General features: G+C 74.7%; 25 protein-coding genes, 1 pseudogene and 1 riboswitch. Of the genes and pseudogenes, 13 read left to right on the top strand and 13 right to left on the bottom strand.

Annotation, left to right across the window (positions count from 1 at the left end):
* Positions 1-125: 125 nt before the first annotated feature.
* Together ACIF8T_RS05425 and ACIF8T_RS05420 are read right to left on the bottom strand one after the other, a co-directional pair.
* On the bottom strand, positions 126-1,745 hold the full coding sequence (locus ACIF8T_RS05425) for a cation acetate symporter (RefSeq protein ID WP_400031355.1): 1,620 nt from the start codon (positions 1,743-1,745) through the stop codon (positions 126-128).
* Positions 1,742-2,098, bottom strand: coding sequence for a DUF485 domain-containing protein (locus ACIF8T_RS05420; protein ID WP_400031353.1), 357 nt, complete (start codon positions 2,096-2,098; stop codon positions 1,742-1,744). Before ACIF8T_RS05420 ends, ACIF8T_RS05425 begins: the two co-directional genes overlap by 4 nt.
* 314 nt (positions 2,099-2,412) lie before the next feature.
* Here ACIF8T_RS05420 and ACIF8T_RS05415 point away from each other — a divergent pair, with 314 nt between their 5' ends.
* The 9 genes and pseudogenes from ACIF8T_RS05415 to ACIF8T_RS05375 all read left to right on the top strand — a co-directional run bounded on the left by ACIF8T_RS05415 (position 2,413) and on the right by ACIF8T_RS05375 (position 13,222).
* A complete protein-coding gene (locus ACIF8T_RS05415) occupies positions 2,413-3,942 on the top strand; it encodes a S8 family peptidase (protein ID WP_400031351.1) in 1,530 nt (509 codons plus the stop codon).
* Between the two features lie 60 nt (positions 3,943-4,002).
* A complete protein-coding gene (locus ACIF8T_RS05410; RefSeq protein ID WP_400031349.1) occupies positions 4,003-5,526 on the top strand; it encodes a S8 family serine peptidase in 1,524 nt (507 codons plus the stop codon).
* Between the two features lie 151 nt (positions 5,527-5,677).
* Positions 5,678-7,042, top strand: a pseudogene (locus ACIF8T_RS05405) (CoA transferase); the annotation flags it as partial.
* A 201-nt stretch (positions 7,043-7,243) separates the two neighbouring features.
* Positions 7,244-8,251 (top strand): CopD family protein, encoded by a 1,008-nt coding sequence (locus ACIF8T_RS05400; protein WP_400031514.1) that lies wholly within the window; start codon positions 7,244-7,246, stop codon positions 8,249-8,251.
* Between the two features lie 164 nt (positions 8,252-8,415).
* The gene (locus ACIF8T_RS05395; RefSeq protein ID WP_400031347.1) at positions 8,416-9,402 is read left to right on the top strand and encodes a DEDDh family exonuclease; all 987 of its coding nucleotides are present in this window, start codon (positions 8,416-8,418) and stop codon (positions 9,400-9,402) included.
* Between the two features lie 79 nt (positions 9,403-9,481).
* A complete protein-coding gene (locus tag ACIF8T_RS05390) occupies positions 9,482-9,715 on the top strand; it encodes a hypothetical protein (protein WP_400031345.1) in 234 nt (77 codons plus the stop codon).
* A gap of 63 nt (positions 9,716-9,778) precedes the next feature.
* The gene (locus tag ACIF8T_RS05385) at positions 9,779-10,570 is read left to right on the top strand and encodes an SURF1 family protein (RefSeq protein WP_400031343.1); all 792 of its coding nucleotides are present in this window, start codon (positions 9,779-9,781) and stop codon (positions 10,568-10,570) included.
* Positions 10,571-10,665: 95 nt separating this feature from the next.
* Positions 10,666-12,462, top strand: coding sequence for a glycoside hydrolase family 15 protein (locus tag ACIF8T_RS05380; RefSeq protein ID WP_400031341.1), 1,797 nt, complete (start codon positions 10,666-10,668; stop codon positions 12,460-12,462).
* A 4-nt stretch (positions 12,463-12,466) separates the two neighbouring features.
* Positions 12,467-13,222 (top strand): SDR family oxidoreductase, encoded by a 756-nt coding sequence (locus ACIF8T_RS05375; RefSeq protein ID WP_400031339.1) that lies wholly within the window; start codon positions 12,467-12,469, stop codon positions 13,220-13,222.
* A gap of 361 nt (positions 13,223-13,583) precedes the next feature.
* Here ACIF8T_RS05375 and amaP read toward each other — a convergent pair whose 3' ends face one another.
* The 5 genes from amaP to ACIF8T_RS05350 are packed head-to-tail and all read right to left on the bottom strand — an operon-like array spanning position 13,584 to position 15,970.
* On the bottom strand, positions 13,584-14,171 hold the full coding sequence (gene amaP, locus ACIF8T_RS05370; protein ID WP_400031337.1) for an alkaline shock response membrane anchor protein AmaP: 588 nt from the start codon (positions 14,169-14,171) through the stop codon (positions 13,584-13,586).
* Positions 14,168-14,890, bottom strand: coding sequence for a DUF6286 domain-containing protein (locus ACIF8T_RS05365; RefSeq protein ID WP_400031335.1), 723 nt, complete (start codon positions 14,888-14,890; stop codon positions 14,168-14,170). The genes amaP and ACIF8T_RS05365 overlap by 4 nt, the downstream gene beginning before the upstream one ends.
* A complete protein-coding gene (locus tag ACIF8T_RS05360; RefSeq protein WP_400031333.1) occupies positions 14,887-15,273 on the bottom strand; it encodes a hypothetical protein in 387 nt (128 codons plus the stop codon). The genes ACIF8T_RS05365 and ACIF8T_RS05360 overlap by 4 nt, the downstream gene beginning before the upstream one ends.
* Positions 15,270-15,455 (bottom strand): hypothetical protein, encoded by a 186-nt coding sequence (locus tag ACIF8T_RS05355; protein WP_400031331.1) that lies wholly within the window; start codon positions 15,453-15,455, stop codon positions 15,270-15,272. The genes ACIF8T_RS05360 and ACIF8T_RS05355 overlap by 4 nt, the downstream gene beginning before the upstream one ends.
* Before the next feature lie 50 nt (positions 15,456-15,505).
* Positions 15,506-15,970, bottom strand: coding sequence for an Asp23/Gls24 family envelope stress response protein (locus ACIF8T_RS05350; protein ID WP_400031330.1), 465 nt, complete (start codon positions 15,968-15,970; stop codon positions 15,506-15,508).
* An 87-nt stretch (positions 15,971-16,057) separates the two neighbouring features.
* On the opposite strand from ACIF8T_RS05350, the gene ACIF8T_RS05345 reads away from it, so the two are divergent.
* Positions 16,058-16,783, top strand: a complete 726-nt coding sequence (locus ACIF8T_RS05345) for a nucleopolyhedrovirus P10 family protein (protein WP_400031328.1) — start codon at positions 16,058-16,060, stop codon at positions 16,781-16,783.
* Positions 16,784-16,944: 161 nt separating this feature from the next.
* Here the strand turns inward: ACIF8T_RS05345 and ACIF8T_RS05340 are convergent, their stop codons facing one another.
* From ACIF8T_RS05340 to ACIF8T_RS05330, 3 genes are all read right to left on the bottom strand, one after another.
* Entirely contained in the window at positions 16,945-17,748 is an 804-nt protein-coding gene (locus ACIF8T_RS05340) for an enoyl-CoA hydratase/isomerase family protein (protein ID WP_400031326.1), read from the bottom strand.
* A gap of 117 nt (positions 17,749-17,865) precedes the next feature.
* On the bottom strand, positions 17,866-18,087 hold the full coding sequence (locus ACIF8T_RS05335; protein ID WP_400031324.1) for a helix-turn-helix domain-containing protein: 222 nt from the start codon (positions 18,085-18,087) through the stop codon (positions 17,866-17,868).
* Positions 18,088-18,460: 373 nt separating this feature from the next.
* On the bottom strand, positions 18,461-20,059 hold the full coding sequence (locus ACIF8T_RS05330) for an ABC-F family ATP-binding cassette domain-containing protein (protein WP_400031322.1): 1,599 nt from the start codon (positions 20,057-20,059) through the stop codon (positions 18,461-18,463).
* A gap of 480 nt (positions 20,060-20,539) precedes the next feature.
* Between ACIF8T_RS05330 and ACIF8T_RS05325 the strand changes: the two genes are divergently transcribed.
* Positions 20,540-20,950, top strand: coding sequence for a VOC family protein (locus tag ACIF8T_RS05325; protein ID WP_400031320.1), 411 nt, complete (start codon positions 20,540-20,542; stop codon positions 20,948-20,950).
* Between the two features lie 19 nt (positions 20,951-20,969).
* Here ACIF8T_RS05325 and ACIF8T_RS05320 read toward each other — a convergent pair whose 3' ends face one another.
* From ACIF8T_RS05320 to ACIF8T_RS05310, 3 genes are all read right to left on the bottom strand, one after another.
* Complete coding sequence (locus ACIF8T_RS05320) at positions 20,970-22,232, bottom strand: hypothetical protein (protein WP_400031319.1); 1,263 nt, start codon at positions 22,230-22,232, stop codon at positions 20,970-20,972.
* Positions 22,233-22,619: 387 nt separating this feature from the next.
* Positions 22,620-23,756, bottom strand: a complete 1,137-nt coding sequence (locus ACIF8T_RS05315; RefSeq protein WP_400031317.1) for an alpha/beta hydrolase — start codon at positions 23,754-23,756, stop codon at positions 22,620-22,622.
* 98 nt (positions 23,757-23,854) lie between these two features.
* Positions 23,855-24,568, bottom strand: a complete 714-nt coding sequence (locus ACIF8T_RS05310) for a class II aldolase/adducin family protein (protein ID WP_400031315.1) — start codon at positions 24,566-24,568, stop codon at positions 23,855-23,857.
* 446 nt (positions 24,569-25,014) lie between these two features.
* On the opposite strand from ACIF8T_RS05310, the gene ACIF8T_RS05305 reads away from it, so the two are divergent.
* Both ACIF8T_RS05305 and ACIF8T_RS05300 read left to right on the top strand, forming a co-directional pair.
* Positions 25,015-26,259: an anion permease gene (locus tag ACIF8T_RS05305; protein WP_400031313.1), complete on the top strand. Its 1,245-nt coding sequence runs from the start codon at positions 25,015-25,017 to the stop codon at positions 26,257-26,259.
* 37 nt (positions 26,260-26,296) lie between these two features.
* Complete coding sequence (locus ACIF8T_RS05300) at positions 26,297-26,518, top strand: hypothetical protein (protein ID WP_400031311.1); 222 nt, start codon at positions 26,297-26,299, stop codon at positions 26,516-26,518.
* Positions 26,519-26,770: 252 nt separating this feature from the next.
* A riboswitch (cobalamin riboswitch) is annotated at positions 26,771-26,911 on the top strand.
* Positions 26,912-26,947: the final 36 nt, after the last annotated feature.

The following is a 26,947-nucleotide window of genomic DNA, read 5'->3' as shown; positions in this document are numbered from 1 at the left end:
GCACGTCTCTTCCGTCACCTGTGAGCGTACGTGACCACGCTGACAACGGCACAGACCCGATCCCACGACGTAAGACACGGCCCCGTCGTAGGGAGCTACGACGGGGCCGGGTGCGGGGGCCGGGGTCAGTGGGCGCCGGTGCCGGTCAGGGACCGGACCTCCAGCTCCGCGTACTTCTTGGCGTCGGGCTCCTCCTTGGACAGGACCGTGCCGAGCCAGCCCATCAGGAAGCCGAACGGGATGGAGATGATGCCGGGGTTCTTCAGCGGGAACCAGGCGAAGTCAACGTCGGGGAACATCGCCTTGGGGTCGCCGGAGACGACCGGCGAGAACAGCACCAGGCCGACGGCGACGATCAGGCCGCCGTAGATCGACCACAGCGCGCCCTGGGTGGTGAACCGCTTCCAGAACAGGCTGTAGAGGATAGTGGGCAGGTTGGCGGAGGCGGCGACCGCGAAGGCGAGGGCGACCAGGCCGGCGACGTTCAGGTCGCGGGCGAGGGCGCCCAGCAGGATGGAGACGGCGCCGATGCCGATGGTGGCCAGGCGGGCCGCCCGGACCTCCTGCTTCTCGGTGGCCTGGCCCTTCTTGATGACGTTGGCGTAGATGTCGTGGGCGAAGGACGAGGACGACGCCAGGGTCAGGCCGGCGACCACCGCGAGGATCGTCGCGAAGGCCACCGCCGAGATGGTGGCGAGCAGGATCGCGCCCCAGGTCGAGTCGACGCCGCCCAGGTGCAGGGCGAGCAGCGGGGCCGCCGTGTTGCCGGACGGGTTGGACGCGATGATCTCGTCCTGGGAGATGAGCGCGGCGGCGCCGAAGCCGAGCGCGATGGTCATCAGGTAGAAGGCGCCGATGATGCCGATGGCCCAGTTGACGGACTTCCGGGCGGCCTTGGCGTTGGGCACGGTGTAGAAGCGGATCAGGATGTGCGGCAGGCCGGCGGTGCCGAGGACCAGGGCGATGCCGAGCGAGATGAAGTCCAGCTTGGAGGTGCCGGTGGCGCCGTACTGCAGGCCGGGCTCCAGGAAGGCGGCGCCCTTGCCGCTGTTCTCGGCGGCCTTGCCGAGCAGGTCGGAGATGTTGAAGTCGAACTTCAGCAGCACCAGGAAGGTGATGAGGATCGTGCCGCCGATGAGGAGCACGGCCTTGACCATCTGGACCCAGGTGGTGCCCTTCATGCCGCCGATGGAGACGTAGACGATCATCAGGACGCCGACCAGGGCGACGATGAGGATCTTGCCGGCGTCGGAGGTGATGCCGAGCAGCAGCGAGACGAGGACGCCCGCGCCCGCCATCTGGGCCAGCAGGTAGAAGATCGACACGACGATCGTGGAGGTGCCGGCGGCGGTGCGCACCGGGCGCTGGCGCATCCGGTACGCGAGGACGTCGCCCATGGTGTAGCGGCCGGAGTTGCGCAGCGGCTCGGCGACCAGCAGCAGGGCCACCAGCCAGGCGACCAGGAAGCCGATGGAGTACAGGAAGCCGTCGTAGCCGAAGAGGGCGATCGCGCCGGCGATGCCGAGGAACGAGGCGGCGGACATGTAGTCGCCGGAGACCGCGAGGCCGTTCTGGAAGGCGCTGAACGAGCGTCCGCCGGCGTAGAAGTCGGCGGCGTCCTTGGTCTGGCGGCCGGCCCAGACGGTGATGAACAGGGTGGCGACGACGAAGGCCGCGAACAGGGAGATGATCAGCGGCCGGTGCTCGCTGGCCTCGTTGGCCGCGAGGATCGTGGCGAGGTTCATGCGCCGCCCTCCATCCGGGTCTTGATGGCCTCGGCCTTGGGGTCGAGCCGGGCGCCCGCGTGCCGCGAGTACCACCAGGCGATGAGGAACGTGGTGAGGAACTGGGCGAGACCGAAGACGAGGGCGACGTTGATGTTGCCGAACAGCTTGGTGCCCATGAAGCCGCCCGCGTAGTTGGAGAGCAGCACGTACAGCAGGTACCAGACGATGAAGGCGACGGTCAGCGGGAAGGCGAAGGAGCGGTAGGAGCGGCGCAGTTCACCGAACTCCGCGCTCTGCTGCACCTCGGCGAACTCCTCGGGCGAGGGCAGTGCGTGTTGCTCTTTCGCGGGGGGTGGTGCGTCGGTGGCCACGGAGTCTCCTCGGACGGCGGACATGACAGCTGGGACCTCACGGTGATGTGGATCACATGAGCCGGGGGCCGATGGTAGGCCTCCGGGGTGTGATCCGACAGGGGCTCGATCGTGCACGGGCTCCCTGCCCAACGTCACGGCGCCGCGCGCGGGCCGGTTCAAGCCCTCGCACGTCTTTCCGAAGTCACCTCCGGAAGGTCATTGCTGGCCAGCGGCTCCGGGAGATAGCTTCACCCTGCACTACCCGTCATGTACCTGCCCGAGCACCACCTGTGCCTCGGGCCGGTTTCGTTTCAGGATGATGTGGAGACCCCATGGCTCATCTGCCTTCCAGACGCCGTCTCGCGCTCGCCGTCCCCCTCGTGCTGTCGCTGACCGCCTCGCTCGGCTTCCTGCCGGCGGCGGCGTCGGCCGCCCCGCGCGCGGAGGCGCCCGCGCAGGCCGCGGACGCCCCGCGGCTGGCGTACGTCGTCAACACCAAGGTGGACGCCCGCACGGTCGCGGCGGTGGAGAAGGCGGTGACGGCGGCCGGCGGCACGGTCGTCGTCACGTACGGCAAGATCGGCGTGATCGTCGCCCACTCCGCGAACCCCGACTTCGCCGAGACCCTGCGCGCGGTGCGCGGGGTGCGGTCGGCGGGGGCGACGCGGACCGCGCCGCTGGCGGCCGCGGGGACGACGGACCAGGGCGCGGTCCAGTACCTGACGGACGCTCAGGCCGCCCGGGCCGAGGCCGCCTCGGCCGACACCCCCGGCAGCGAGCCCCTCGAGGCCGACCAGTGGGACCTGCGCGCGATCGGCGCCGACAAGGCCGCGCAGATCAACCCGGGCAGCAGGAAGGTCACCGTCGCGGTGATCGACACCGGCGTCGACGACACGCACCCGGACCTCGCCCCGAACTTCTCCGCCGGCCAGTCCGCGAACTGCGTCGGCGGCAAGGCCGACACCAGCGAGGGCGCCTGGCGGCCGTACACGGCCGACGACTACCACGGCACGCACGTGGCCGGCGAGATAGCCGCGGCCCGCAACGGCATCGGCGTCGCCGGCGTCGCCCCCGGGGTGAAGGTCTCCGGCATCAAGGTGAGCGACCCCGACAACGGCCTCTTCTACCCGGAGAGCGTCGTGTGCGCCTTCGTGTTCGCCGCCGACCACGGCGTCGAGATCACGAACAACAGCTACTACGTCGACCCGTGGCTCTACAACTGCATGGACGACCCCGACCAGCGGGCCATCGTCGACGCGGTCAACCGGGCCCAGCTGTACGCCCAGAAGAAGGGCACGCTGCACCTGGCGTCCGCGGGCAACTCCAACCACGACCTGGACGCCGACGCCATCCTCGACGACTCCAGCCCCGACGACTCCACGCCGGTGGAGCGCACCATCGACCCGCACGAGTGCTACGACGTGCCGACCCAGCTGCCGGGTGTCGTCACGGTCAGCGCGACGGGCGTGAACAACCTCAAGTCTTACTACTCCAGCTACGGACGGGGCGTCGTCGACGTCGCCGCGCCGGGCGGCGACCGGCTGTACCAGATCCCGGACACCCCGTCGAAGAACGGGCGCATCCTGTCCACCATGCCCAACGGCGGGTACGGCTTCCTGCAGGGCACCTCGATGGCCTCGCCGCACGCCGCCGGCGTCGCCGCGCTGCTGAAGTCGAAGCACCCGTGGGCGGGCCCGGCCCAGCTCCAGGCGCTGCTGAAGGCCCAGGCCGACAACCCCGGCTGCCCCGAGTCGTACGACCAGAACGGTGACGGCACGCAGGACGCGGTGTGCGAGGGCGGCGAGCGCGTCAACGGTTTCTACGGGTTCGGCATCGTCAACGCCCTGCGCGCGGTCAAGTGAGCCGGGAATCCTGACGGCACCCGCACGGCCCGCTCGTACCGCGAACGAACTGGAGACACCATGACAGCGCCTCAGCCGCGCTACCGCCGCGCCCTGGCGATCCCGGCCGGGATGGCCATGGCGACGGCCCTCGCCTTCCTGCCGAACACCTCGGCCTCCGCCGCGCCGGCCGCCGGCTCCGTACCGGCCGCGGCGGACGCCGGCTCGCTCAGCTACGTCGTCAACGTGCGTCCCGGGCACCGGGTTCCGTCCCGCGTGGAGCGGGCCATCGGCGAGGCGGGCGGCACGATCGTGACGTCGTACGACCAGATCGGCGTCGTCGTCGTCCACTCCTCGAACCCCGGCTTCGCCGCCGCCGTCCGCGCGGTGCCCGGGGTGCAGTCGGCCGGTGCCACCCGGACCGCGCCGCTGCCCGCCCAGTCGACCGGCGACCTGGGCGCCCCGAAGGTGCTCGGCGCGGACGAGATCGCGGCCGCCGAGGCCGCCGAGGGCCAGGACCCGCTGGAGCCCCTGCAGTGGGACCTGCCCGCCATCAAGGCGGACCGGGCGCACGAGAAGTCGCTGGGCAGTTCCGAGGTGACCGTCGCGGTGCTGGACACCGGCGTCGACGACACCCACCCGGACATCGCGCCCAACTTCGACCGTGCCGGGTCGGTCGACTGCGCGTCGGGCAAGCCGGACACCACCGACGGGGCGTGGCGGCCGGGCGCGGCGGAGAGCCCGCACGGCACGCACGTGGCGGGCGAGATCGCGGCCGCCAAGAACGGCGTCGGCATGACGGGCGTCGCCCCCGGGGTGAAGGTGTCGGGCATCAAGGTGTCCAACCCCGACGGGTTCTTCTACACGGAGGCCGTGGTGTGCGGCTTCGTGTGGGCCGCCGAGCACGGCGCCGACGTGACCAACAACAGCTATTACACCGACCCGTGGTACTTCAACTGCACGGCCGACCCGGACCAGAAGGCCCTGGTGGAGGCCATCACCCGGGCGTCGCGGTACGCGGAGCGCAAGGGCGCGGTCAACGTCGCCGCGGCCGGCAACGAGAACTACGACCTCGCGGCCGACGAGATCACCGACCCGGTCTCCCCCAACGACTCCACCCCCGCCGAGCGGGTCGTCGACCCGTCCGAGTGCTACGACATCCCGACCCAGCTGCCGGGCGTCGTGACGGTGGCGTCGACCGGGGCGAAGGGCCTGAAGTCGTCGTTCTCCAACTACGGCCGGGGCGTCGTCGACATAGCCGCGCCCGGTGGCGACTCGACCCGTTACCAGACCCCGGCCCCGCCCGCCACCAGCGGCCTGATCCTGGGCACGCTGCCCGGTGGCAAGTGGGGCTACATGGCGGGGACTTCGATGGCGAGCCCACACGTCGCGGGCGTGGCCGCCCTCATCAAGTCCACCCACCCGTACGCCCCGCCGGCGCTGGTGAAGGCCCTGCTGTACGCGCAGGCCGACGCCGTGCCGTGCACGGACCCGTACGACATCGACGCCGACGGCAAGGTCGACGCGGTGTGCGAGGGGCCGGAGAACCGCAACGGCTTCTACGGCTGGGGCATGGCGGACGCGCTGGACGCGGTCACCCGGTGACACCCTGGTGAGAGCCGGCTCGGGCCGGGCGGGGACCTCCCCGCCCGGCCCGCTGCGTTCCCGGTGGACGACCGCTCCGCCCGTCGGCCACCTCCCTGATATTGATTGAATCAATAATGCATAGTGCAGTCATGACGTATGCGAGGCAGTCATGACGTTCCTCGAGTCCGCCTGGTCCGCGCTGGACGGCGATCCGGCCCTGCTCGCGCGGGTGGGGACGGTCGTGCGGGAGGGCGCGCTGCCGGCCCGGCTCCCCGTGCGCGAGGCGGCGCGGGCCTGCGTGGGCGTGTGCGCGCTGGCCGCGGCCGAGCTCGCGGCACGGCGCGCCGGGCTCGCGCGGGTGCCCGGGGTCCGGGTCGACGACGGGGCGGTGGCCACGTCCTTCACCAGCGAACGCCATCTGCGCGTCGACGGGCGGGCACCGGTGGCGTTCGCGCCGCTGTCGCGGTTCTGGCGGACGGCGGACGGCTGGGTGCGGACGCACGCGAACTACCCGCATCACCGGGAGCGGCTGCTCGCCGCGCTGGACCTCCCGCAGGACGCGGCGGAGACCGTGGAGGCGGTGGAGGCGGCGCTCGCGGAGCGCTCCGCGCGGGAGGTGGAGGAGACCGTGTACGCGGCGGGCGGCCTGGCCGTGGCGCTGCGCACCCCCGGCCAGTGGGCCGCGCACGAGCAGGGCGCCGCGGTGGCCGCCCGGCCGCTGGTGGAGCGCGTCCGGCTGGACGCGGCACGCGCGCGTGCGTTCCCGCCGGCCGCCGGCCCGGTCCTGCTGCCCGCCGCCGGGATACGGGTCCTCGACCTCACCCGGGTCGTCGCGGGGCCGGTCGCCACCCGCACCCTCGCCCTGCTCGGCGCGGACGTGCTGCGCCTGGACCCGCCCTGGTTGCCCGAACTCCCGGGCCAGCACGCGGACTCGGGCTTCGGGAAGCGGTCGGCGCGACTGGACCTGGCGGCCGGCGGGAGCGCCTTCGAGGACCTGCTCGCGGCGGCGGACGTCGTGGTCACCGGCTACCGGCCGGGCGCGCTGGACCGGTTCGGGCTGTCCCCGCGGGCGCTGGCGGAGCGCCGGCCCGGGGTGGTCGTGGCGCAGTTGTCGGCCTGGGGCGCGTCCGGGCCGTGGAGCGGGCGGCGCGGCTTCGACAGCCTCGTCCAGGCCGCCACCGGGATCGCGGCCGTCGAGGGGGCGGCCGGCCGGCCGGGCGCGCTGCCCGCCCAGGCGCTCGACCACGGCACGGGCCACCTGCTGGCGGCGGCGGTGCTGCGGGCCCTGACCGAGCAGTCGTCCGAGGGCGGCAGCCGGTGGGTACGGGTGGCCCTGGCCCGCACGGCGGCGTGGCTGACGCGGGAGGGCGGCCCCGGCGAGGCGGCGGAGGCGGAGGCGGACGGCGCCTACGACGGTCCCGGCGCCTGGCTCACCACGGCGGACAGCCCCCTGGGGCGCCTGCGGTACGCACGGCCGCCGGTGTCCTTCGCGGGCGGCCCGGCGGACTGGGCCCGGCTGCCGGGGAGTGGGGGGCCGGCCGGGGCGGGGGGGGGGGGGGGCGCCCGGGGGGGGGCGGGGGCCCGGGGGGGGGGCGGGCCCGGCCGGGGGGGGGGGCGCGGGCCCGGCCGCCGCCGAGTCGCGCGGCGGTCGGGCACGTATCTCCGGGCGGAATGCCGTACTGCCGATTCTTTCCGTGGACTTGCCCGGTTCCGGGCGGCTGGTGAAGATCCTGGGGTGACGTTGACAAGATCCACTTCTGGGGTGGCCGGGGAACGGGGGCCCGGGCGGCGGGCCGCGCTCGGCCGGACCGCCGCCGTGCTCGCCCTGGTGACGCTGGGCGCGCTGATACCCCTGCTCGGGCCGTCCCCCGCCCTGCGCGGCACCGGGGAGGCCGCCGCGCCCGGCACGGGCGGCATCGCCCTGCTGCGCGCGGTGCTGTTCGCCGCGCTGTGCGTGCCGGCCGGCGAGCTGTTCGTCGGGCGGCTGGCCCGGGCGGTGCCCGGCGCTCCCGCGGCGCTGCCCCGCAGCTGGTCCGCGGCCGCGGCCGCGGCCGGTTGCGCCGCGGCCCTCGGACTCGCCTCGGTCGTGGCCACCGGCAACCTGGTCCCGCAGGACCCGTCCCAGGTCGACGTGGGCGGCCTGTACGCGTCCCGGGAGGGCAAGCTCGCCCTGCTGGAGGTCAACGCGTTCCTGCTGGCGGGCCTGTGCGCGGTGTCGCGCCGGCCGGGCACGCAGGCCTGGCCGCTGGCCGCGGTGGTCGTCGCCGAGGCCCTGCGCGCGCACCCCCCGACGGAGTACGGCCCGCTGACCGGCTCCGCCCTGACCCTGGTCCACCTGACCTGCGCGGCGCTGTGGGCGGGCGGGCTGCTGCACGCGCTGCGCACCCTGCGGCGGTGGCGGGGCACCGGGGCGGGCGCGGCCCTGCTGGGCCGCTACGCGCGCGCGGCGACCCTGCTGCTCGCCGCGGTCACCGCCACGGGCGTGTGCAGCTCGCTGCGCCGGATGCCGCCGGGGACCGTCCTGGAGCAGCTGACGACGACGGCGTACGGACGGGTCCTGCTCGCCAAGCTGGTCCTCATGGCGGCCGTCGCCGCCCTGGCCCTGTGGGCGCGGGTCCGGCTGCGCCGGGCGGCCGACCCGCTGACCGCCTGCTCGCCCGCCCGCGCCGAGGTCGTCGCCCTGGGGGCGGTCGTGGCGGTGTCGGGTCTGCTCACCGCGCTGCCGGTGCCGATCCGCTGGTGAGCCGGTCCGCGACCGCGCGCCGCCGCCGCGTACGCGGCGCGTGCGGCCGGGGCCGGCGGGACCGCCGGGGGCCGTGCCGGGCCCCGGCCGGGGGGCGGGCGCCCGGACGGCGGGCGGCACCTGACGGACGGCGCTGTCAGTCCCGGCCCGTATCCTCTGGGACCATGCTCGAAGACCTCTCGACCGCAGCGCCCGCCCCCGCGTCGTGGCCGGCCGCGTATCCGAAGGGATACGCGGTCGTCGACGTGGAGACCACGGGGCTGGCCCGGCACGACCGGATCATCTCCGCGGCCGTCTACCGGCTGGACGCGCGCGGCGAGGTCGAGGACCACTGGTACACCACGGTCAACCCGGAGCGGGACCCGGGGCCGGTGTGGATCCACGGACTGACGAGCGAGATGCTCGAAGGGGCCCCTCTTTTCGGTGACATCGCCGAGGAGTTCGCGGCCCGGCTGGCGGACCGGGTCCTCGTCGCGCACAACGCCGTCTTCGACTGGCAGATGATCGCCCGGGAGTACGCGCGGGCGGAGCGCGAGGCGCCGGTGCGGCAGCGGCTGTGCACCATCGCGCTCTCCAAGGAGCTGGCCCTGCCGCTGGCCAACCACAAGCTGGAGACCCTCGCCGCGCACTTCGGCGTCGTCCAGCGGCGGGCGCACCACGCGCTGGACGACGCGCGCGTGCTGGCGGAGGTGTTCCGGCCCAGCCTGCACACCGCGGCGGCGGGCGGTCTGCGGCTGCCGCTGCACGAGTGCCGGCCGCTGACGGAGTTCAGCGACGCGCCCGCGTCCCGGACCGCGCAGCCGGGCTACGGCGGCCACCGGACGGGCGGTTGGCGCCCCTCCCGCAGGAGGCCCGCGTGCCCGTATCCCAACCCGGGCCGGTACGAAGAGGGCAAACGCCTCAAGCAGGGCATGCGGATCGCCTTTTCGGGCGACACGTCCGTCGAGCGCGAACTGCTGGAGGACCGCGCCACCGAGGCCGGGCTGCACGTCGCCACCAGCCTGTCCCGGCTGACCAGCCTGCTCGTCACCAACGACCCGGACTCGGGCACCTCCAAGGTGGTCAAGGCCCGGCAGTACGGGACGCCGGTCGTGGACGAGGCGGCATTCGGGCAGCTCCTCGCGGACGTGGAACCGGCGTCGCCGGAGTAGCCGTACGGACGGGTGATTGCCGGGCGACTCGCCCGCCGCCCGCTCGCCCGCCCGGCACCGACGGCCCACGCTGTGGCCCATGGCGACCTGTGAAGTATGTGGAAATCAGTACGGCATGACCTTCGAGGTGCACGCCCAGGGCGCGGTGCACGTCTTCGACTGCTTCTCCTGCGCGATCCACCGCATGGCCCCCATCTGCGAGCACTGCCGCGTGCAGATCATCGGGCAGGGGGTCGAGGCCGACGGGCACTGGTACTGCGGCGCCCACTGCGCCCGCGCCGAGGGGAAGGTGGGCATCGTCGACAAGGTGTGAGCGGCGGGGCCCGAGCCCGTACCCCGGTGCAGGAACCCCGCGACCGAGTTGTACGGTCGTGGGGTGTACCGCTTCCTGTTGTCCCGCCAGTGGGTGATCATCACGTTGGTCGCCCTCCTCCTCATCCCCACGATGATCAGGCTGGGCATCTGGCAGATGCACCGCTACGACGAGCGCACCGCCCGCAACCAGCTGGTCTCCGACGCGCTGGCCGCCGACCCGGTGCCGGTGGAGCGGCTGACCTCCCCCGGGCACGCCGTGACCAGGAACGAGCGGTACCGCACCGTCACCGCGCAGGGCCGCTTCGACACCGGCGACGAGGTCGTCGTGCGCCGCCGCACCAACAGCGACGACGAGGTCGGCTACCACGTCCTGACCCCCTTCGTCCTGCGCGACGGCAAGGTCCTGCTCGTCAACCGGGGCTGGGTCCCCGCGGACCGCACGAGCCAGGCCGCCTTCCCCGAGGTCCCGGCGCCGCCGAAGGGCGAGATCACCGTCACGGGCCGGCTGATGCCCGACGAGACGACCGAGAGCAGCGGCATCAAGGACCGCGCGGGGCTGCCGGACCGGCAGATCATGCTGATCAACAGCGCGCGGGAGGCCCGGCGCCTCGGCGCCGAGGTGCTCGGCGGCTACCTCGCGCAGACGGCGCCCGAGCCGAAGGGCGGCCTCCCCCGGCCGGTCGGCGACCCGGGCCACGAGGACGCCGCCCTGAACTACGCCTACGCCGTCCAGTGGTGGCTGTTCGCCGCCGCCGTGCCCGTCGGCTGGGTGATCCTGGCCCGGCGGGAGGCCCGCGACCGCAGGGCGGCCGCCGCGAAGGAAGCGCCGCAGGCGCAGCCGGCCACGGTGTGACGCCCGCGCGGGGCGCTCCCCCGCGCCCGCCCCGGGAGCCGCGCTCCCCCGCCCCGGCCTGATTGCCACCCCGGATCGCCGGGCACCCGCATTGCGTGCACCCCCGTATCGAGGACTACGCACTCATCGGCGACGAACAGACCGCGGCCCTGGTCGGCGCGGACGGCTCCATCGACTGGCTCTGCCTGCCCCGCTTCGACTCGGCCGCCTGCTTCGCCCGGCTGCTCGGCGACGAGGACAACGGCTACTGGCGCATCGCCCCCAAGGGGGCCGGCCGCTGCACCCGGCGCGCCTACCGCCGCGACACCCTGGTCCTGGACACCGAGTGGGAGACCCCCGACGGCGCGGTGCGGGTCACCGACCTGATGCCGCAGCGCGACCGCGCCCCCGACGTCGTACGGATCGTGGAGGGGCTGCGCGGCGAGGTGACCGTGCACAGCGTGCTGAAGCTGCGCTTCGACTACGGCTCCATCGTGCCGTGGGTGCGCAGGGTCGACGGCCACCGGGTGGCCGTCGCCGGGCCGGACTCCGCGTGGCTGCGCAGCACGCCGGAGGTGCGCAGCTGGGGCGAGGACTTCGGCACGCACGCGGAGTTCACGGTGGCCCCGGGCGAGAAGGTCGCGTTCGTCCTGACCTGGCACCCCTCCCACGAGCCGCGCCCGCCGCTGGTCGACCCCTACGAGTCGCTGCGCCACAGCGTCGCGGACTGGCGCCGCTGGGTCTCCCACTGCCGCTACGACGGCCCGTACCGGGACGCCGTCGTCCGCTCCCTGATCACCCTGAAGGCGCTCACCTACGCACCGACCGGCGGCATCGTGGCCGCCGCCACCACCTCGCTGCCCGAGGAGCCGGGCGGGGTGCGCAACTGGGACTACCGCTACTGCTGGCTGCGCGACTCCACCCTCACCCTGGGCGCCCTGCTGTCCGCCGGCTACCAGAAGGAGGCCGAGGCCTGGCGGAACTGGCTGCTGCGCGCGGTCGCCGGCGACCCGGCGGACCTGCAGATCATGTACGGCGTGGCCGGCGAGCGGCGGCTGCCCGAGTACGAGCTGCCGTGGCTGTCCGGCTTCGCCGGGTCGGCGCCCGTGCGCATCGGCAACGGCGCCGTGACCCAGCTCCAGCTGGACGTGTACGGCGAGGTGATGGACACCCTGTCGCTGGCCCGCAGCTCCGGCCTGCCCGGCAAGCCGGACGTGTGGGCGGTGCAGGTGGCGCTGATGGACTACCTGCGCTCGGCGTGGCGGCAGCCGGACGAGGGGCTGTGGGAGGTGCGCGGCGGCCGCCGGCAGTTCGTCCACTCGAAGGTGATGGTGTGGGTGGCCGCGGACCGCGCGGTGCGCGCGCTGGAGCGCTACCCGGACCTGCACGGCGACCTCGACGGCTGGCGCGCGCTGCGCGACGAGGTGCACCGCGAGGTGTGCGAGAAGGGCTACGACCCGCAGCGCAACACCTTCACGCAGTTCTACGGCTCGCGCGAACTGGACGCCGCGCTGCTGCTGATCCCGCGGGTGGGATTCCTGCCGCCCGACGACCCGCGGGTGCTGGGCACCGTCGACGCGGTCCGCAAGGAGCTGGAGCAGGACGGGTTCCTCCGCCGCTACAGCCTCGACGAGGGCGACGGGACCGCGGTCGTCGACGGCCTGCCGGGCGGCGAGGGCACCTTCCTGGTGTGCTCGTTCTGGCTGGCGGACGCCCTGCACATGACCGGCCGCACGCGCGAGGCCCGGGAGCTGTTCGAACGGCTGGTGGGCCTCACCAACGACGTCGGTCTGCTGGCCGAGGAGTACGACCCGGTCGCCGGGTGCCAGTTGGGCAACTTCCCGCAGGCGTTCAGCCACATCGGCCTGGTGAGCACCGCCCTCGCCCTGTTCGGGGAGGACGGGGCAGGATAGGGCCATGGATCTTGGACTGAAGGACCGGGTGTACGTCGTCACCGGGGCGACCCGCGGGCTGGGCCACGCCACCGCGCGCGAACTGCTCGCCGACGGCGCGAAGGTGGTCGTCTCCGGGCGGGACGAGGAGACGGTCGCCGGCGCGGCGGCCGCGCTGGGACCGGACGCGGTCGGGGTGGCCGTGGACAACGCCGACCCCGACGCGGCCGCGCGGCTGATCCGGACCGCCCGGGAGCGGTTCGGGCGCTTCGACGGCGTCCTGGTCAGCGTCGGCGGCCCGCCGCCGGGGTTCGTCGCCGACACCACCGACGAGCAGTGGCAGGCGGCGTTCGAGTCGGTGTTCCTCGGCGCGGTCCGGCTGGCGCGCGCCGCCGCCGCCGAACTGGAGGCGGGCGGCGTGATCGGCTTCGTGCTGTCCGGCTCGGTGCACGAGCCGATCCCGGGGCTGACCATCTCCAACGGGCTGCGCCCCGGGCTGGCCGGGTTCGCCAAGTCCCTCTCCGACGAGCTGGGGCCGCGCGGGATCCGCGTGGTCGGCGTGCTGCCGGGCCGCATCGACACGGACCGGGTGCGCCAGCTCGACGCACTGTCCGCCGACCCGGAGGCGACCCGCGCCGCCTCGGAGTCCCGCATCCCGCTGCGCCGGTACGGCGCGCCGGAGGAGTTCGGCCGCGCGGCCGCCTTCCTGCTGTCCCCGGCGGCGTCCTACCTGACGGGCGTGATGCTCCCGGTGGACGGCGGCGCACGGCACGGGTTCTGACGCGGCACCCCCGCCGACGAACCGGGACACCGTCGGCTCGCCCCTGCTCCCGGGGAACGGCAGCGCACGACACGGGCACGGACGCGGCACCCGCCGACTAACCGGGACACGTCGACTCGCCCCCGCTCCCGAGGAACGGCAGCGCACGACACGGCACGGGCACGCACGCGGCACCCCCGCCGACGAACCCGGGCACCGTCGACTCACCCCGCTCCCGAGGAACGGCGGCGCACGGCACGGGTTCTGACGCCGGACGGCCTGCGGTGAGCCGCCGGGGCACCGGGGTGCCGCTGGCGGTGGTCCGCCGGGGGATGCCTCCGGCGGTGGTCCGCCGGGGGATGCCGCCGGCGCGGAGGGAGCGTCAGCTCACCCGCTCGGCCCGGTGCCTGACCCCGCGCAGCCGGACCTCCGCCGGGAGGGAGGCGAGGCCCGCCGAGTCGCGGGCGTGGGCCAGTGCCCGGGTCGAGAAGCCGTGCAGGGCGTCGCCGGGGTCCACGTGCGGTTCCACGGAGAGCCGGACGCGGGCCTCGGGGGCGGTGCGCCGGCCGGTCAGGTGCACGTGGGGGCGGTCGACGCCGTCCAGGTGCCGCGCCTCGTCGGCGAGCACCTCCTCCAGGGCGCGGCCGCGCAGCACCGCCCCCTCCCCGTCGCCGGTGTCGACGAGCACCTCGGCGAGCCGGCGGCGGCGCAGGACCGCGACCAGCCACCACAGGGCGAGCAGCAGCAGGACGGCCAGCGCCGCGAGGACGACCGGCCACCACCAGCCGGCGTCCCGCCACCGGTTCCGCTCGGCGGCGGTGAGCAGCACGTCGTCCCGCCCCCGGTGGATCCACCAGGACGGCGACGGCGCGCCCAGCCCGACGGCCAGCACCGATCCGCCCAGCGCGAGCAGGACCAGGCCGACCAGGGCGAGCAGGACGCGGTTGACGATCCTGAGCACCGTCCTCACCCCTTCCGTCCGGGCCTGCGGACGTGCACCGCCAGCGCGGGCGGCCGGGACAGGCCCAGTCCGCGCACCGCGTGGCCGAGCACGCTCTCCAGGTCGGCGCGTACGTCGTCCAGTTCACGGAAGTGCGCGACCGCGCGGACCCGGGCCTTCCGGCGGCGCATCCGCACCCGTACCGACTGGACGCCGGCCACCTCCACGGCGCGGTCGCGCAGCGTGGTCGCGGCGGCGTCCCGGTCCAGGCCGGCGCGCACCCCGGGGTGCGCGCGCCGCATCGGCAGCACGCCCCGCAGACCGGGGGTGAGGGCCAGCACGAGCAGCCAGAGCCCGAGGGCGGCGGTGATCCCGGCACCGACCAGCACCCAGGTGTCGTCGAGGGGCCGCTCGGCCAGCTGCCGGGTCAGTTCGCGGCGCCAGTACATGCCGGGCCGGCCGGCGCGCACGGAGGCGATGTCGTACAGGAAGAGGCCGGCGAGGCCGAGCAGCGGCAGGGCGACCAGGGCCGCGGGGACGCGGCGCGCCGACCAGAAGCGGCCGTCGCGGCCGCCGCCTCCGCCGCTTTCGCCGCCTTCGCCGCCTTCGGACGCCGGACGGGCGGGGCCGGGTTCACCGTGCTCGGCCTGCGCCGCCCTCTCCGCCTCCTGCGCCTCGTCCGTCCCGTCGGCCCCTTCGACGACCGGCAGGCGCCGCGTGGCGGGCTCGGAGCCGCGGGGCTCGCTCATCGCGTCCTCCCCCGCGCCGCGCCGTACGCCGCCGACAGGTGCAGCCGCTCGACGTGGACGACGACCTCCGGTACCTCCATGCCCGCCAGCGCGCCCACGCGTTCGGCGACCCGGCTGCGCACCCGGCCGCACCGGCCGCCGATGTCGGTCGGGTAGTCCAGCTCGACGTGGACGCGCACCCGCGCGACGTCGCGGTGCACCACCACCGAGGCGTGCGGGGGCGCGGCGTCCCCCGGCAGGGGCCCGACCGCCTCCCGCGCCGCCCGGGAGGCGATCTTGGCGACCACCCGGTCGGCGATCCGGGTGGCGCCGCGCTCGCCCGGCGGGACGGTGGAGGGGACGGTCGCGCCGGATGCACCGGCCTCCGTGCTCACGTGCGTCACCGCCGCCGTTCGCCGCGGGAGCGGAGGAAGTCGCCGAGGTCCATGTCCCCTTCCAGGAACCGGCCGACGACGAAGCCGACGGCGCCCAGCGCCGCCACCAGCAGGAAGGCGCCGAATCCGCCGAAATACCCGGCGAAGCCGAGCGCCATGCCGGCGATCATGCCGGCCACGGCCATGCTCATGGTGCGCTCCTCAGTCGCTCGGACACTGCGTTCCCCGGATCCTCAGCGGCTCACTGGATCCGCCGCTCCGGTTCCTCTTCCTCCTCGTCGGGCAGTTTCACGTCGCTCACCGCGATGTTGACCTCGACGACGTCCAGACCGGTCATGCGCTCGACCGCGGCGATCACGTTCTCGCGCACGTCCCGCGCCACGTCCGCGATCGCCGCGCCGTACTCGACGACGATCTCCAGGTCGAGCGCGGCCTGCACCTCGCCGACCTCGGCCTTCACGCCCCGCGTCACCGCCTTGGCCCCGCCGGGCACCCGGTCGCGCACGGCGCCGAAGGTCCGGGACAGCCCGCTGCCCATGGCGTGCACGCCGTCCACGTCCCGGGCGGCCATTCCGGCGATCTTCTCCACGACGCCGTCGGCGATGGTGGTCCGGCCCCGGGTGCCGGGGTCTCCCCCGCCGCGCCTGGCCGGCTTCGTCAGGTCCTTCTCGCCTTGCGCCGCCCGGTTCTCCGTCATGTCGCTCATCGCCGCACGCCCTTCGCGAGTGTCGTCCTCGGACCACCGTAAGCGGGGTGGCTCGGTCGCGCGCCGTGGATACGGCAGGCTGGAGGAATGACGACGGCGGACCGATGGACACAGGCGGTACGACAGCAACTGGGGCTCGGCAGACTCCTGCCCCTGGGCGGCCCGCGGGACGGCGCGTGGATCGCGGAGCGGGCGGCCGGGACGCTGCTGCGGCGGGCGGCGCGGGACGTGCCGGGCGTGCGTCTCGACGCGCTGGGCATCGCGCTCGCCCATCCGGACGACCCGCACGAGCAGCCCGTGGTGCCGCCCCCGCCGAGCGCCCTGCCGCCCGGCGGCCTGCGGGTGACGGCCCGGTTCGCGGCGACGGCGTCGGAGCCGCTGCCGACGACGTCCGCGCGCCTGCGCACGGCCCTGGCGGCCGCCGCGCGGGAGCGGCTGGGGCTGGTCGTGACGGACGTGGACCTGCGGGTGACGGACCTGCTGGAGACGGAGGCCGAGGCCGCTCCCGAGCCGCCCGCGCAGCCGCGGCGGGCGGCCGGACGGCCGGACGATCCCGACGAGGACCGGCTGGCCGCCGCCGCGCTGGGGGTGCCGGGCGTGGACCGTCTGACGGCGGTGCTGGGCCGTCCGGTGCACCTCACCGAGCGGGCCGGCGGCGAGCAGGCCGCGCTGCCGCACCGTCACGCGCGCGTGGAGATCGCCGTCGGCGCGGGCCACCGGGCGCTGGACGTGGCCCGCGAGGTCCGCGCGGCGGCGGCCGCGGCCCTGCCGGATCACGTGACGGTGGCCGTGCTGGTGACGGAGACCGGCTGAGGGGTCCTCGTACGCCGGCCGCCCCGGCGCGTCGGGCGCCGGGGCACACCGGACCGGTCCGCCGTCGGCCGGCCCGGCGCGTGAGGCGGCCGGACGGCCTGCCCCGGGCGCACCGGGCTCCTCGGCGGTCCGTCTTCAGCCGCCTCCGGCGCGCGGAGCGATCACTCGCCGAGGCCGGCCAGGTCGCGCAGGCGGCGTGCCTGAGCCGCGCGCTCGGCCACCCGCTGCTCGTCGTAGGTGCGGTCCTGCGCGCCGCGCAGCAGCGCCTTGGTCTCGATGACCGCGTCGCGGGGCGCGGCGAGCACCGCCGCGGCCAGGTCCCGGACCGCGCCGTCGAGTTCGTCCCGCGGCACGGCGAGGTTGGCGAGCCCGGTGCTCACGGCCTCCTCGGCCGTGACGAACCGGCCCGTCACGCAGATCTCCAGCGCGCGGGCGTACCCGACCAGTCCCACCAGGGGGTGCGTACCCGTCAGGTCGGGCACCAGCCCGAGGCTGGTCTCGCGCATGGCGAACTGCACGTCGTCGGCGACGACGCGCAGGTCGCAGGCGAGCGCGAGCTGGAATCCGGCTCCGATGGCGTGCCCCTGCACGGCGGCGACGGACACGATGTCGCTGCGCCGCCACCAGGTGAACGCCTCCTGGTACGCGGCGATGGTCGCGTCCAGCTCGGCGTCACCGCCCCGCGCGAGGTCGATGAACGACGGCTCGCCGTCGAAGCCCTCGGGCGTGAACGCCTGCCGGTCGAGCCCGGCCGAGAAGGACTTGCCCTCGGCGCGCAGCACGACCACGCGGACGGAGCCCGGCAGCAGCCGGCCGGCCTCGGCCAGTGCCCGCCACAGAGCGGGGCTCTGCGCGTTGCGCTTGGCCGGGTTGGTCAGCGTCACCGTGGCGATCGAGTCGTCGACGGTGAGCCGTACGCCGTCCTTGTCGAGAACCGGAACGAGGTCCTGGGCGGGCGAAGCCATGGGGCGCCTCCGATGGGTGCGGTCAGCCGAGCGAAGCCAAGTGACTGCACAGTAACCACCCGGCCGGTCAGTCGTCCGACCGGGTGGCCACCATCGAAGCCGAGGGGCCGCCCGGGGTCAGGCCGATGCGGCCTTTCTGCCCCGCGTCGCCCCGCCACGCCCTCGGAGCGTGACGCCCGACTCACTGAGCATGCGGTGCACGAAGCCATACGAGCGGCCGGTCTCCTCGGCCAACGCCCGGATGCTCGCACCGGCGTCGTACTTCTTCTTCAGGTCTGCCGCGAGCTTGTCGCGCGCGGCGCCGGTCACCCGGCTGCCCTTCTTCAGAGTCTCGGCCACCCGTGCCTCCTCATGGGAAGTGCGCTCTGGTCCCCTCATGATCACCCCTCCAGCGCCTCCTGGCCACCCATTCGGCAAGGTCCGTGAGACAAGGTTTTGACGACGGGAGTGCGTCCCCACATACGGAATCTTGGATTCCATGCAAGGACGTTCGTACGGCCGAACGGGTTGTTCCGCGAAGTTCCAGGTCAGGGACGTGCGACGGCCGAGCCCCCGGTGCTCGGGGACTCGGCCGTGAAATCGGTGCAGGACACACCCGGGTACGAGGAGATCTCACGCAGATGATGGATCACGGCTGGGCCGAATGATCCATACGCGGTGGATCACCGCTCCGGTGAAGCGGCGCCGGCCGCCCGGGGCGTGCGCCGCGCGGTCACGCGAGGGCGACGAGGTCCGCGTAGTCGGAGCCCCACAGGTCCTCGACGCCGTCGGGCAGCAGGATGATCCGCTCCGGCTGGAGCGCCTCGACGGCGCCCTCGTCGTGGGTGACGAGGACGACCGCGCCCTGGTAGGTGCGCAGCGCGCCGAGGATCTCCTCGCGGCTGGCCGGGTCGAGGTTGTTGGTGGGCTCGTCGAGCAGCAGCACGTTGGCGGAGGAGACCACCAGGGTCGCGAGCGCCAGGCGCGTCTTCTCGCCGCCGGAGAGGACCCCGGCGGGCTTGTCGACGTCGTCGCCGGAGAACAGGAACGAGCCGAGCACCTTGCGGACCTCGACGAGGTCCATGTCGGGCGCGGCGGAGCGCATGTTCTCCAGGACCGTGCGGTCGGCGTCGAGGGTCTCGTGCTCCTGCGCGTAGTAGCCCAGCTTCAGGCCGTGGCCGGGGACGACCATGCCGGTGTCCGGCTGCTCGACGCCCGCGAGGAGCCGCAGCAGGGTGGTCTTGCCGGCGCCGTTGAGGCCGAGGATGACGACCCGGGAGCCCTTGTCGATGGCCAGGTCGACATCGGTGAAGATCTCCAGCGAGCCGTACGACTTGGACAGGCCCTCGGCCATCAGCGGGGTCTTGCCGCAGGGCGCGGGCTCCGGGAAGCGCAGCTTGGCGACCTTGTCCCGCTGGCGGACCTCCTCCAGGCCGGACAGGAGCTTCTCGGCGCGCCGGGCCATGTTCTGCGCGGCGACCGTCTTGGTGGCCTTGGCGCGCATCTTGTCGGCCTGCGCGTTGAGCGCGGCGGCCTTCTTCTCGGCGTTCTGCCGCTCGCGCCTGCGGCGCTTCTCGTCGGCCTCGCGCTGCTGCTGGTACAGCTTCCAGCCCATGTTGTAGATGTCGATGGTGGCGCGGTTGGCGTCCAGGTAGAACACCTTGTTGACGACCGTCTCGACCAGGTCGACGTCGTGGCTGATGACGATGAAGCCGCCGCGGTACGTCTTGAGGTAGTCGCGCAGCCAGACGATCGAGTCGGCGTCGAGGTGGTTGGTCGGCTCGTCGAGCAGCAGCGTGTCCGCGTCGGAGAACAGGATGCGGGCCAGCTCGACACGGCGGCGCTGACCGCCGGAGAGCGTGTGCAGGGGCTGTCCGAGCACCCGGTCCGGCAGGTTGAGCGCGGCGGCGATGGTGGCGGCCTCGGCCTCGGCGGAGTAGCCGCCCTTGGTGAGGAACTCCGTCTCCTGCCGCTCGTACTGCTTGAGCGCCTTCTCGCGGGTGGCGCCCTGGCCGTTGGCGATGCGCTGCTCGTTCTCGCGCATCTTGCGGATCAGGACGTCGAGGCCGCGGGCGGAGAGGATGCGGTCGCGGGCGAGCACGTCGAGGTCGCCGGTGCGGGGGTCCTGCGGGAGGTAGCCGACCTCGCCGGAGCGCGTGATGGTGCCGGCGGCGGGGATGCCCTGGCCGGCCAGGCACTTGGTGAGGGTGGTCTTGCCGGCGCCGTTGCGGCCGACGAGGCCGATGCGGTCGCCCTTGGCGACGCGGAAGGTGGCGCTTTCGATGAGGACGCGGGCACCGGCGCGCAGCTCGATGCCGGAGGCGGAGATCACGGACAGACTCCAGGGCGGGTGGGGGGCGGGATGGGCGGCTGAGGACGTTCCCGCCGTCTAATGCGCGAGGAGAATGGCCATGCGGCCAGTCTACCGGGGCTGTGCAACCACTTTTTCTGCGTGCGGGTGTTCGGGACGGGCCGGGATCGCCGTGCCGGGAGGGGCCGGCCGGGTCCGGCGCCGGGGGCTGGGGGTTTCGGTGCCGGGGGCCGGGTCTCCGGGTGCCGGACGCGCCGTGTGATGTGCCGCACGGTGGGGTGCGCGGGGCGGTGGCGTGCGGGGTGGTGGCGTGCGGGGCGCGTCCGGGAGGCGGTGCCCGGCGCCGGTGGTGAGGGCGGCCGGCCGCGGTGCCGTCCGGGGCCCTGCGGCCCGGACGGCTGTCGGCGGGCGGTGCGAGACTGACGCCAGGGCGGGGAACCGGGCGGCGGTCCGGCGGTCGCGCGGCGGTCTCCGGTGGTGCGTCACGAAGGAGTGATCGGCATGGCAGGCAAGGGCGGGCGCCCCAGCATCTTCCCCACGCTGCTGTACGCGGACGCCGAGGCGGCCATCCGCCAGCTCACGGAGGCGTTCGGCTTCACGGAGCTGTCGGTGTTCGAGGGCGAGGACGGGGTGGTCCTGCACGCCGAGCTGGTGCAGGGCAACGGCGCGGTGATGATCGGCTCCAAGGGCCGCGGCGGCGTCTTCGACCGGGCGATGAAGGACGCCGGCACCGCCGGGGTGTACGTCGTCGTGGACGACGTCGACGCACACCACCGGCGCGCCGTGGAGCACGGCGCCGAGATCCTGGTGCCGCCGACCGACCAGGACTACGGCTCCCGCGACTACCTGGCCCGCGACCTGGAGGGCAACGTCTGGAGCTTCGGCACGTACGCCCCGGAGACGGCGCCCTGACGGTCCCGGCCGGCCGGGACTAGCTGCCGCCGGTGTGCACCTGGAAGGCGGCCCGCCGGACGGCCTTGGCGAGCGCCGGGTCGGGGTGCGCGGCGGCGAGGGCGACCAGCACCTGCACGGTGCGCGGGTGGCCGACGGCGCGGACCTCGTCCAGCAGCGCCGGGACGGTCGGCTGCACCGCGGACTCCAGGTGCCGCACCAGCATCGGCGCCTCGCCGTGGTCGGCGACGGCGGCGGCGGTGTCCACCCACAGCCAGGTGGCCTCCTCGCGGGTGAGGACCTCGTGGGCGTCCTCGGGGTCGACGCCGTCGTGCTCGGCGAGCCACAGCAGGGCGTAGGGCCGCAGCGTCGGCTCGTCCAGCACGGCCCGCACGTCGGGTTCCGCGGGGGCGCCGACCACGCGCAGCGCCTCGAAGGCCAGGCCGCGCAGCAGGGCGTCGTCGCCGCGGGCGGCCGCGAGCAGCTCGGTGACGGCGCTGCCGACGGGGCGGGCGGCGAGCCAGGCGCGGTACTCGGCGCGGGCGGCGTTGGGGCGGAGCTGGGCGCAGCCGCGGAGCATGTCCTCGGCCGCCTGCTCGATGTTGCCGGCGGGGCTCTGCGCGGCGACGCAGATCTGCTCCAGCTTGACCCAGACCGCCCAGTTGCCGAGCGGGGTGAGCGTGGCCTGGCCGTCGCCGTAGGTGAGGGCGCCGACGGAGGCCAGGGCGCGCAGGGCCCAGTCCAGCAGCGGGGCGAGCGGGGCGTCGGCGTCGGCCGGGGCGGTGGGCTCGGGCCGGGCCGGCTCGGGCCGGGGGCCGTAGGCGACCTCGCAGCGTTCGGTGCGCAGTTCGGTGACCCGCTGCCCGAGGAGGTCGAGGAGCTGCTCCACGGGGACGGGCCCGGCGGACAGTTGGAGGAAGGAGAGCACCTGCGGCATGGCCGAGACGACCTCGGCGACGGCGGCGGGCTCGTGCCCCTCGGGCTCCGGGTAGGCGAGCGACCAGGCGTCGAAGAGGGCGACCCAGCCGCGCAGGACGGCGCTGTCGTCGCGGTCCCAGGCGCGCAGCCGCCAGCCGGGGCGGGCGCTGTCGCCGTGCACCTCGACGAGGCCGGCGAGGCGGGCGGTGTCCCAGTCGGCCCGGACCTGAGCGGCGGTCAGGCCCAGGTCGCGGGCCGCCCGTTCGGCGGTCGCGTCCGAGAGGGTGGCCTTGCCGTCGGCGGTGGCGCCCCGGCGGCCGGGGCCGAGGGCGGCGTCGGCCCAGCGGGCGACGCGGGCCGCGCCGGCCAGGCCGGAGCGCGCCATTCTGGCCAGCACGGCCGGTGCCGGGGTGCCTTCCGGGGGGCGCGGTGCGGGGCGGCGCGGGCGCCGCTGGTTCACGGCTGCGGGGGCGGCGGCCAGGGGTCGCGGGCGGACGAGTCGAAGCCTGGAGTCGCGCGGGATACGGGACGTCACGGGGGCAGTCTTCCGGTTGACGGTCCGAAAACCCAAACGGAATGCCGCCGCGGGCCGCGGGGCCGGCCGTGTCCCGGGCCGTGCCGACGGCCCGGGGCAGGAATCCGGCCAGTGGTACGGCGCTAAACGGAATCTCCGCGACCGGATGGGTGGGAGGGGTCGGGCCGGGGTGGTGGAGCGGTGGCGGACCGGGGCGGGATCCGCCCGCCCGGGCCCGTCCGGCCCCGCCCCGCGCGCTCACATCAGCGGCGTGAGGAAGCGGCGCATGACCTGCTCGTAGCCCTCCGGGTCCGCGTTCCACATGGCGCCGTGCGGCGCGTCGGGGACGGTGTGGACTCCGACCAGGCCCGGGCGCTCCTCGGCGAAGCGGCGGGAGAGGTGCCAGGGGGCCACGGTGTCGTCCGGCCCGTGCATGATGACGGTCGGCACCCGGAGGTCGCCGGGGTCGGGGGTCTCGCCGGCGACGGCCTGGTGGCCGCCGTCCAGACCGGCGCGGCCCCGTGCGGCGCGGACCGCCAGCGGCAGCAGCGGACCGGGGGTGCGGCGGGCCGCGGCGAGGGCGCGCAACGTGGTCTCCCAGCTGAGGACCGGGGAGTCGAGGATCAGCCCGGCGATGCGGTCGCGCATCTCGGAGTAGACGGCGGCGCGCAGTGCCATGGTGGCGCCGGTGGACCAGCCGTGCAGGACCACCTGCCGGGCGCCCTGGCGGACGGCGTGGTGGATCGCCGCGTCGAGGTCGTGCCACTCGGTCTCGCCGAAGTGGCCGAGGCCGTCCGGCGAGCGGGGGGCGCCGCGGTCGCCGCGGTAGGAGAGGGCCAGCACCGGGAAGTGGTGGCGGTGCAGGAAGGCCATGACGTTCATGGCGAGTTCCCGGGTGGTGCCCAGGCCGTGCACCGCGATGATCCAGGTGTCGCGGACGGCGGGCACCAGCCAGGCCGGCAGGAAGCCCACCTCGGCGGGGACGTCGACGTCGGTGTGGTTCAGCCCGAGGGCCGTGCGCGGCGTGCCGACGTGCAGGTTCGGGGTGAGCCACACCTGGTCGCCGGGCTGGACGGTGCCGTGCGTGACCCGTTCCAGGCGGCGCACGACGGTGTCCACGGTGTGCGTGGTGTCGGTCAGGACGGGGCCCACGACCGCGTGGGAGTCCTCGCCGGCCAGGCCGTACCGGCCGGGCCGCAGGGTGGCGAGGTCCCGGGTCAGGGTGATTCGCCCGGCCGCGGTGCCGTGCACGGTGACCTTGGGCTCCGTGGGCAGCGGCCTGCCCGGGGGGGCCTTGAGGGCCGCGTCGCTGGCGAGCCGGCCGGCGGCCACGGCGACGGCCCCGGCACCTATCACGGTGGTGACGGCAGCGGCCGTCGCTTTGACAGTGCGCACGCCACCAGTGTCCCGGCGGATCCGCCGGGCGGCCAGCCGGAGGGCCGCCCGGGGTGACGGGGGCCGGTCCCGCCCGCGGTGCCGGGCGCGCCGGGGGCTCACTCCCGCTGCCCGTACCCCCGCAGCTTCTCCGCCACCTCCGCCAGCTGCGCCTCCGACAGCAGGGTCGGCGTGCGCCCCGGGACCGACGAGGCGGTCAGCCACAGGCGGCACATCCACTCCAGTTGGGCGGTGCGGTCGTAGGCCTGGTCGAGGGTGGCGCCGTGGGTGACCGTGCCGTGGTTCTGCAGGAGGCAGCCGGAGCGGCCGGCGAGCGCGCGCAGCATGTTCTCGGCCAGCTCGGCGGTGCCGTAGGTCGCGTAGGGGGCGACCCGGACGGGGCCGCCGAGCGCGGCGGTCATGTAGTGGACCGGCGGGAGCTCCGGGACGAGCGTCGAGACGGCCGTCGCGTGCACGGCGTGGGTGTGGACGACGGCGCGGGCGCCGGTGGTGCGGTAGACGGCGAGGTGCAGGGGGAGCTCGCTGGTCGGGACGAGCCCGCCGATGACCTGCCGGCCGTCGAGGTCGACGCCGGTGACGTCGTCCGGCGTCAGCCGGTCGTAGGGCACCCCGGACGGGGTGACCAGGACCGTCTCCCCGACCCGCACCGAGACGTTGCCGGAGGTGCCGACGACCAGCCCGTCGGCCACCGTCCGGCGGGCGGTCGCGACGAGGTCCGCCCAGGCGCGCGCCTCCTCGGCCCGCACCCGCGCCTCCCGCGCGCCCCCCGCGCCGCCCCGGTCCTCTCCGCCGCCCCGCCGCTGTCCGCCCATGCGGCGATCCTGCCAGGCGGGGGCCGCGGTGCCTACCGTCTTCCTTCCGCCACCGGACCGGCCGGCGGGCGCGGACGCGACGGACGCACGGCGGACGGCCGGACGCCGCCGCCGGGGCCCGGATCGCATACGACCGTCAGGGGAACACGCGTGCGAGCGACCGCCCCCGCAGCCCGGAGCCGTCCGCCGGACGCGGGCGCCCCACCGGCCGGCGGGACGGCGACGAGGACCCTTCGCCGGGTGACAAACATCTCTCCGGCCCGGCCCCCGGGCCGGCGGAGGACATCACCCGAAGGCGTGGAACCGGTGCGGCGCCCGGGTCGTCGGCGCGCGGCGCGCCGGCGGCCCCTGCTAGAGACACCACGATGCCTCTCTCAGTTCATCTTCCGTTCACCCTGGTTGCCTACGGTCGACCAGCCAATGACCTCGAACGATTGCCTGGGTAAATGGAAAGCTTCTCGCTGATCCTCGCGATTGTGGTGGTAACCGCACTCGCGTTCGATTTCACGAACGGTTTCCACGACACCGCGAACGCGATGGCCACGACCATTTCCACGGGCGCCCTCAGGCCCAAGGTCGCCGTCGCCATGTCCGCCGTCCTCAACCTGGTCGGCGCCTTCCTCTCCGTGGAAGTCGCCAACACGATCTCCAAGGGTCTCGTCGACGAGACCGGCATACGTCCCGAGGTCATCTTCGCCGCCCTGGTCGGTGCGATCCTCTGGAACCTGCTGACGTGGCTGGTCGGACTGCCCTCCAGCTCCTCGCACGCCCTCATGGGCGGTCTGATCGGCGCCACCGTCGCCTCGGCGGGCCTCGGCGCGGTCCACGGCGACGTCCTGGTCACCAAGGTGCTGATCCCGGCGATCGCCGCCCCGCTGGTCGCGGGCCTCGCCGCGATGGTCGGGACCCGGCTGACGTACACGCTCGGCAAGAAGGCCGACGGCAAGGCGTCCGAGAAGGGCTACCGCGCCGGCCAGATCGCCTCGGCGGGCCTGGTCTCCCTGGCCCACGGCACCAACGACGCGCAGAAGACGATGGGCATCATCACCCTCGCCCTGGTCGCCGGCGGCACCCTGGCCCCGGACTCCGACCCGCCGATGTGGGTCATCCTCTCCGCGGGCATCGCCATCGCGCTCGGCACCTACCTCGGCGGCTGGCGCATCATCCGCACCATGGGCAAGGGCCTGACCGACCTCCAGCCGCAGCAGGGCTTCGCCGCCCAGACCAGCGCGGCCACGGTCATCCTGGCCTCCTCCCACCTCGGCTTCTCCCTGTCCACCACCCACTCCGTCTCCGGCTCGGTGATGGGCGCGGGCCTGGGCCGCAAGGGCGGTGTCGTCCGCTGGTCGACCGCCACCCGGATGTTCGTCGCCTGGGGCCTGACCCTGCCGGCGGCCGCGCTGGTCGCCGCGCTCGCGGAGTACGTCACCGGCCTCGGTGACTGGGGCACCGCCCTGGTGGCCGCCTTCCTGATCGGCTCCAGCTTCGCCATCTGGAAGGTCTCCCGCCGGGAGATCGTCGACCACACCAACGTCAACGAGGTCGAGGAGGAGCCCGCCGGCGTGGTGACCACGGCGATCGCCGCGGTGATCCCGCCGCCCGCGGGCACGGCGACGGAGGACCTGGCGACCGCGTTCCCGGTCCAGGCCGCCTCCGACTCCAAGACCCCGTCGGCCTCCACCACCGTCTGACCCGCGCGCACCCCGGGTACGAAGGAAGAGAAGCAGTATGAAGATCGACTGGGCGGCCCTCGGCTCCGTCTTCGGCGTCAGCCTCGTGGTCACCGTGGCCCTCGTCGGCCTGTTCACCCTCGGCATCACGGGCCTCTCGCGGCACGAGCGGGCCGCGGCCCAGGGCGGCGGCGCGGCCCTCGCGGTCACCGGCGCCTACGCCTGCTTCGCGGCGTGCGCCGCCGCGGTGGCGTACGGGATCTACCTGATCGTCGCCTGACCGAGGACCGATCACGGCCGGGCACGGGCCCGGCCCGCGGCAGCACCGAGCGGGGTGCGGGACGGATCGCCGTCCCGCACCCCGTCGCCGTGCACGCGCCCCGTCGGCGTGCACGCGCCCCGTCGCCGTGCACGCACCCCGCCACCACGGACGCGTCCCGTCGCCGCGCCCGCGCGGTGCCCGTGACGCGGCCGACCACCGGTGTGTGGGCCTGAGCACACTCCTCCATCGCAGGTCAACGGCAAGTTGACGGGTGTTCGCGGGCCGTGGTGGACTGCCGGAGCCAATGCGGCGGCAAGAGAGGAAGCCGGTGGAAGTCCGGCGCGGTCCCGCCACTGTCACCGGGGTAACACCCCCGGGAGCCAGGAACTCTCACCGCCGGTCTCGTCGAACCAGGGCGTGGACACCCTGAGTGAGGACATACCGCCA

Source organism: Streptomyces sp. NPDC085946 (assembly GCF_044540485.1).
Lineage (GTDB): Bacteria > Actinomycetota > Actinomycetes > Streptomycetales > Streptomycetaceae > Streptomyces.
Note: the sequence above shows the minus strand (reverse complement) of the source record. Positions and strands in the feature narration are given on the sequence as shown.

Bases quoted from the DNA above. Each gene is read 5' to 3' on its own strand.
- ACIF8T_RS05375 (WP_400031339.1), top strand. From the start codon at position 12,467: ATGGATCTTGGACTGAAGGACCGGGTGTACGTCGTCACCGGGGCGACC.
- ACIF8T_RS05425 (WP_400031355.1), bottom strand. From the start codon at position 1,745: ATGAACCTCGCCACGATCCTCGCGGCCAACGAGGCCAGCGAGCACCGG.
- ACIF8T_RS05320 (WP_400031319.1), bottom strand. From the start codon at position 22,232: ATGGCGCGCTCCGGCCTGGCCGGCGCGGCCCGCGTCGCCCGCTGGGCC.
- ACIF8T_RS05365 (WP_400031335.1), bottom strand. From the start codon at position 14,890: ATGAGCGAGCCCCGCGGCTCCGAGCCCGCCACGCGGCGCCTGCCGGTC.
- ACIF8T_RS05340 (WP_400031326.1), bottom strand. From the start codon at position 17,748: ATGGCTTCGCCCGCCCAGGACCTCGTTCCGGTTCTCGACAAGGACGGC.
- ACIF8T_RS05415 (WP_400031351.1), top strand. From the start codon at position 2,413: ATGGCTCATCTGCCTTCCAGACGCCGTCTCGCGCTCGCCGTCCCCCTC.
- ACIF8T_RS05390 (WP_400031345.1), top strand. From the start codon at position 9,482: ATGGCGACCTGTGAAGTATGTGGAAATCAGTACGGCATGACCTTCGAG.
- ACIF8T_RS05395 (WP_400031347.1), top strand. From the start codon at position 8,416: ATGCTCGAAGACCTCTCGACCGCAGCGCCCGCCCCCGCGTCGTGGCCG.
- ACIF8T_RS05345 (WP_400031328.1), top strand. From the start codon at position 16,058: ATGACGACGGCGGACCGATGGACACAGGCGGTACGACAGCAACTGGGG.
- ACIF8T_RS05350 (WP_400031330.1), bottom strand. From the start codon at position 15,970: ATGAGCGACATGACGGAGAACCGGGCGGCGCAAGGCGAGAAGGACCTG.
- ACIF8T_RS05300 (WP_400031311.1), top strand. From the start codon at position 26,297: ATGAAGATCGACTGGGCGGCCCTCGGCTCCGTCTTCGGCGTCAGCCTC.
- ACIF8T_RS05355 (WP_400031331.1), bottom strand. From the start codon at position 15,455: ATGAGCATGGCCGTGGCCGGCATGATCGCCGGCATGGCGCTCGGCTTC.
- ACIF8T_RS05325 (WP_400031320.1), top strand. From the start codon at position 20,540: ATGGCAGGCAAGGGCGGGCGCCCCAGCATCTTCCCCACGCTGCTGTAC.
- ACIF8T_RS05310 (WP_400031315.1), bottom strand. From the start codon at position 24,568: ATGGGCGGACAGCGGCGGGGCGGCGGAGAGGACCGGGGCGGCGCGGGG.
- ACIF8T_RS05305 (WP_400031313.1), top strand. From the start codon at position 25,015: ATGGAAAGCTTCTCGCTGATCCTCGCGATTGTGGTGGTAACCGCACTC.
- ACIF8T_RS05410 (WP_400031349.1), top strand. From the start codon at position 4,003: ATGACAGCGCCTCAGCCGCGCTACCGCCGCGCCCTGGCGATCCCGGCC.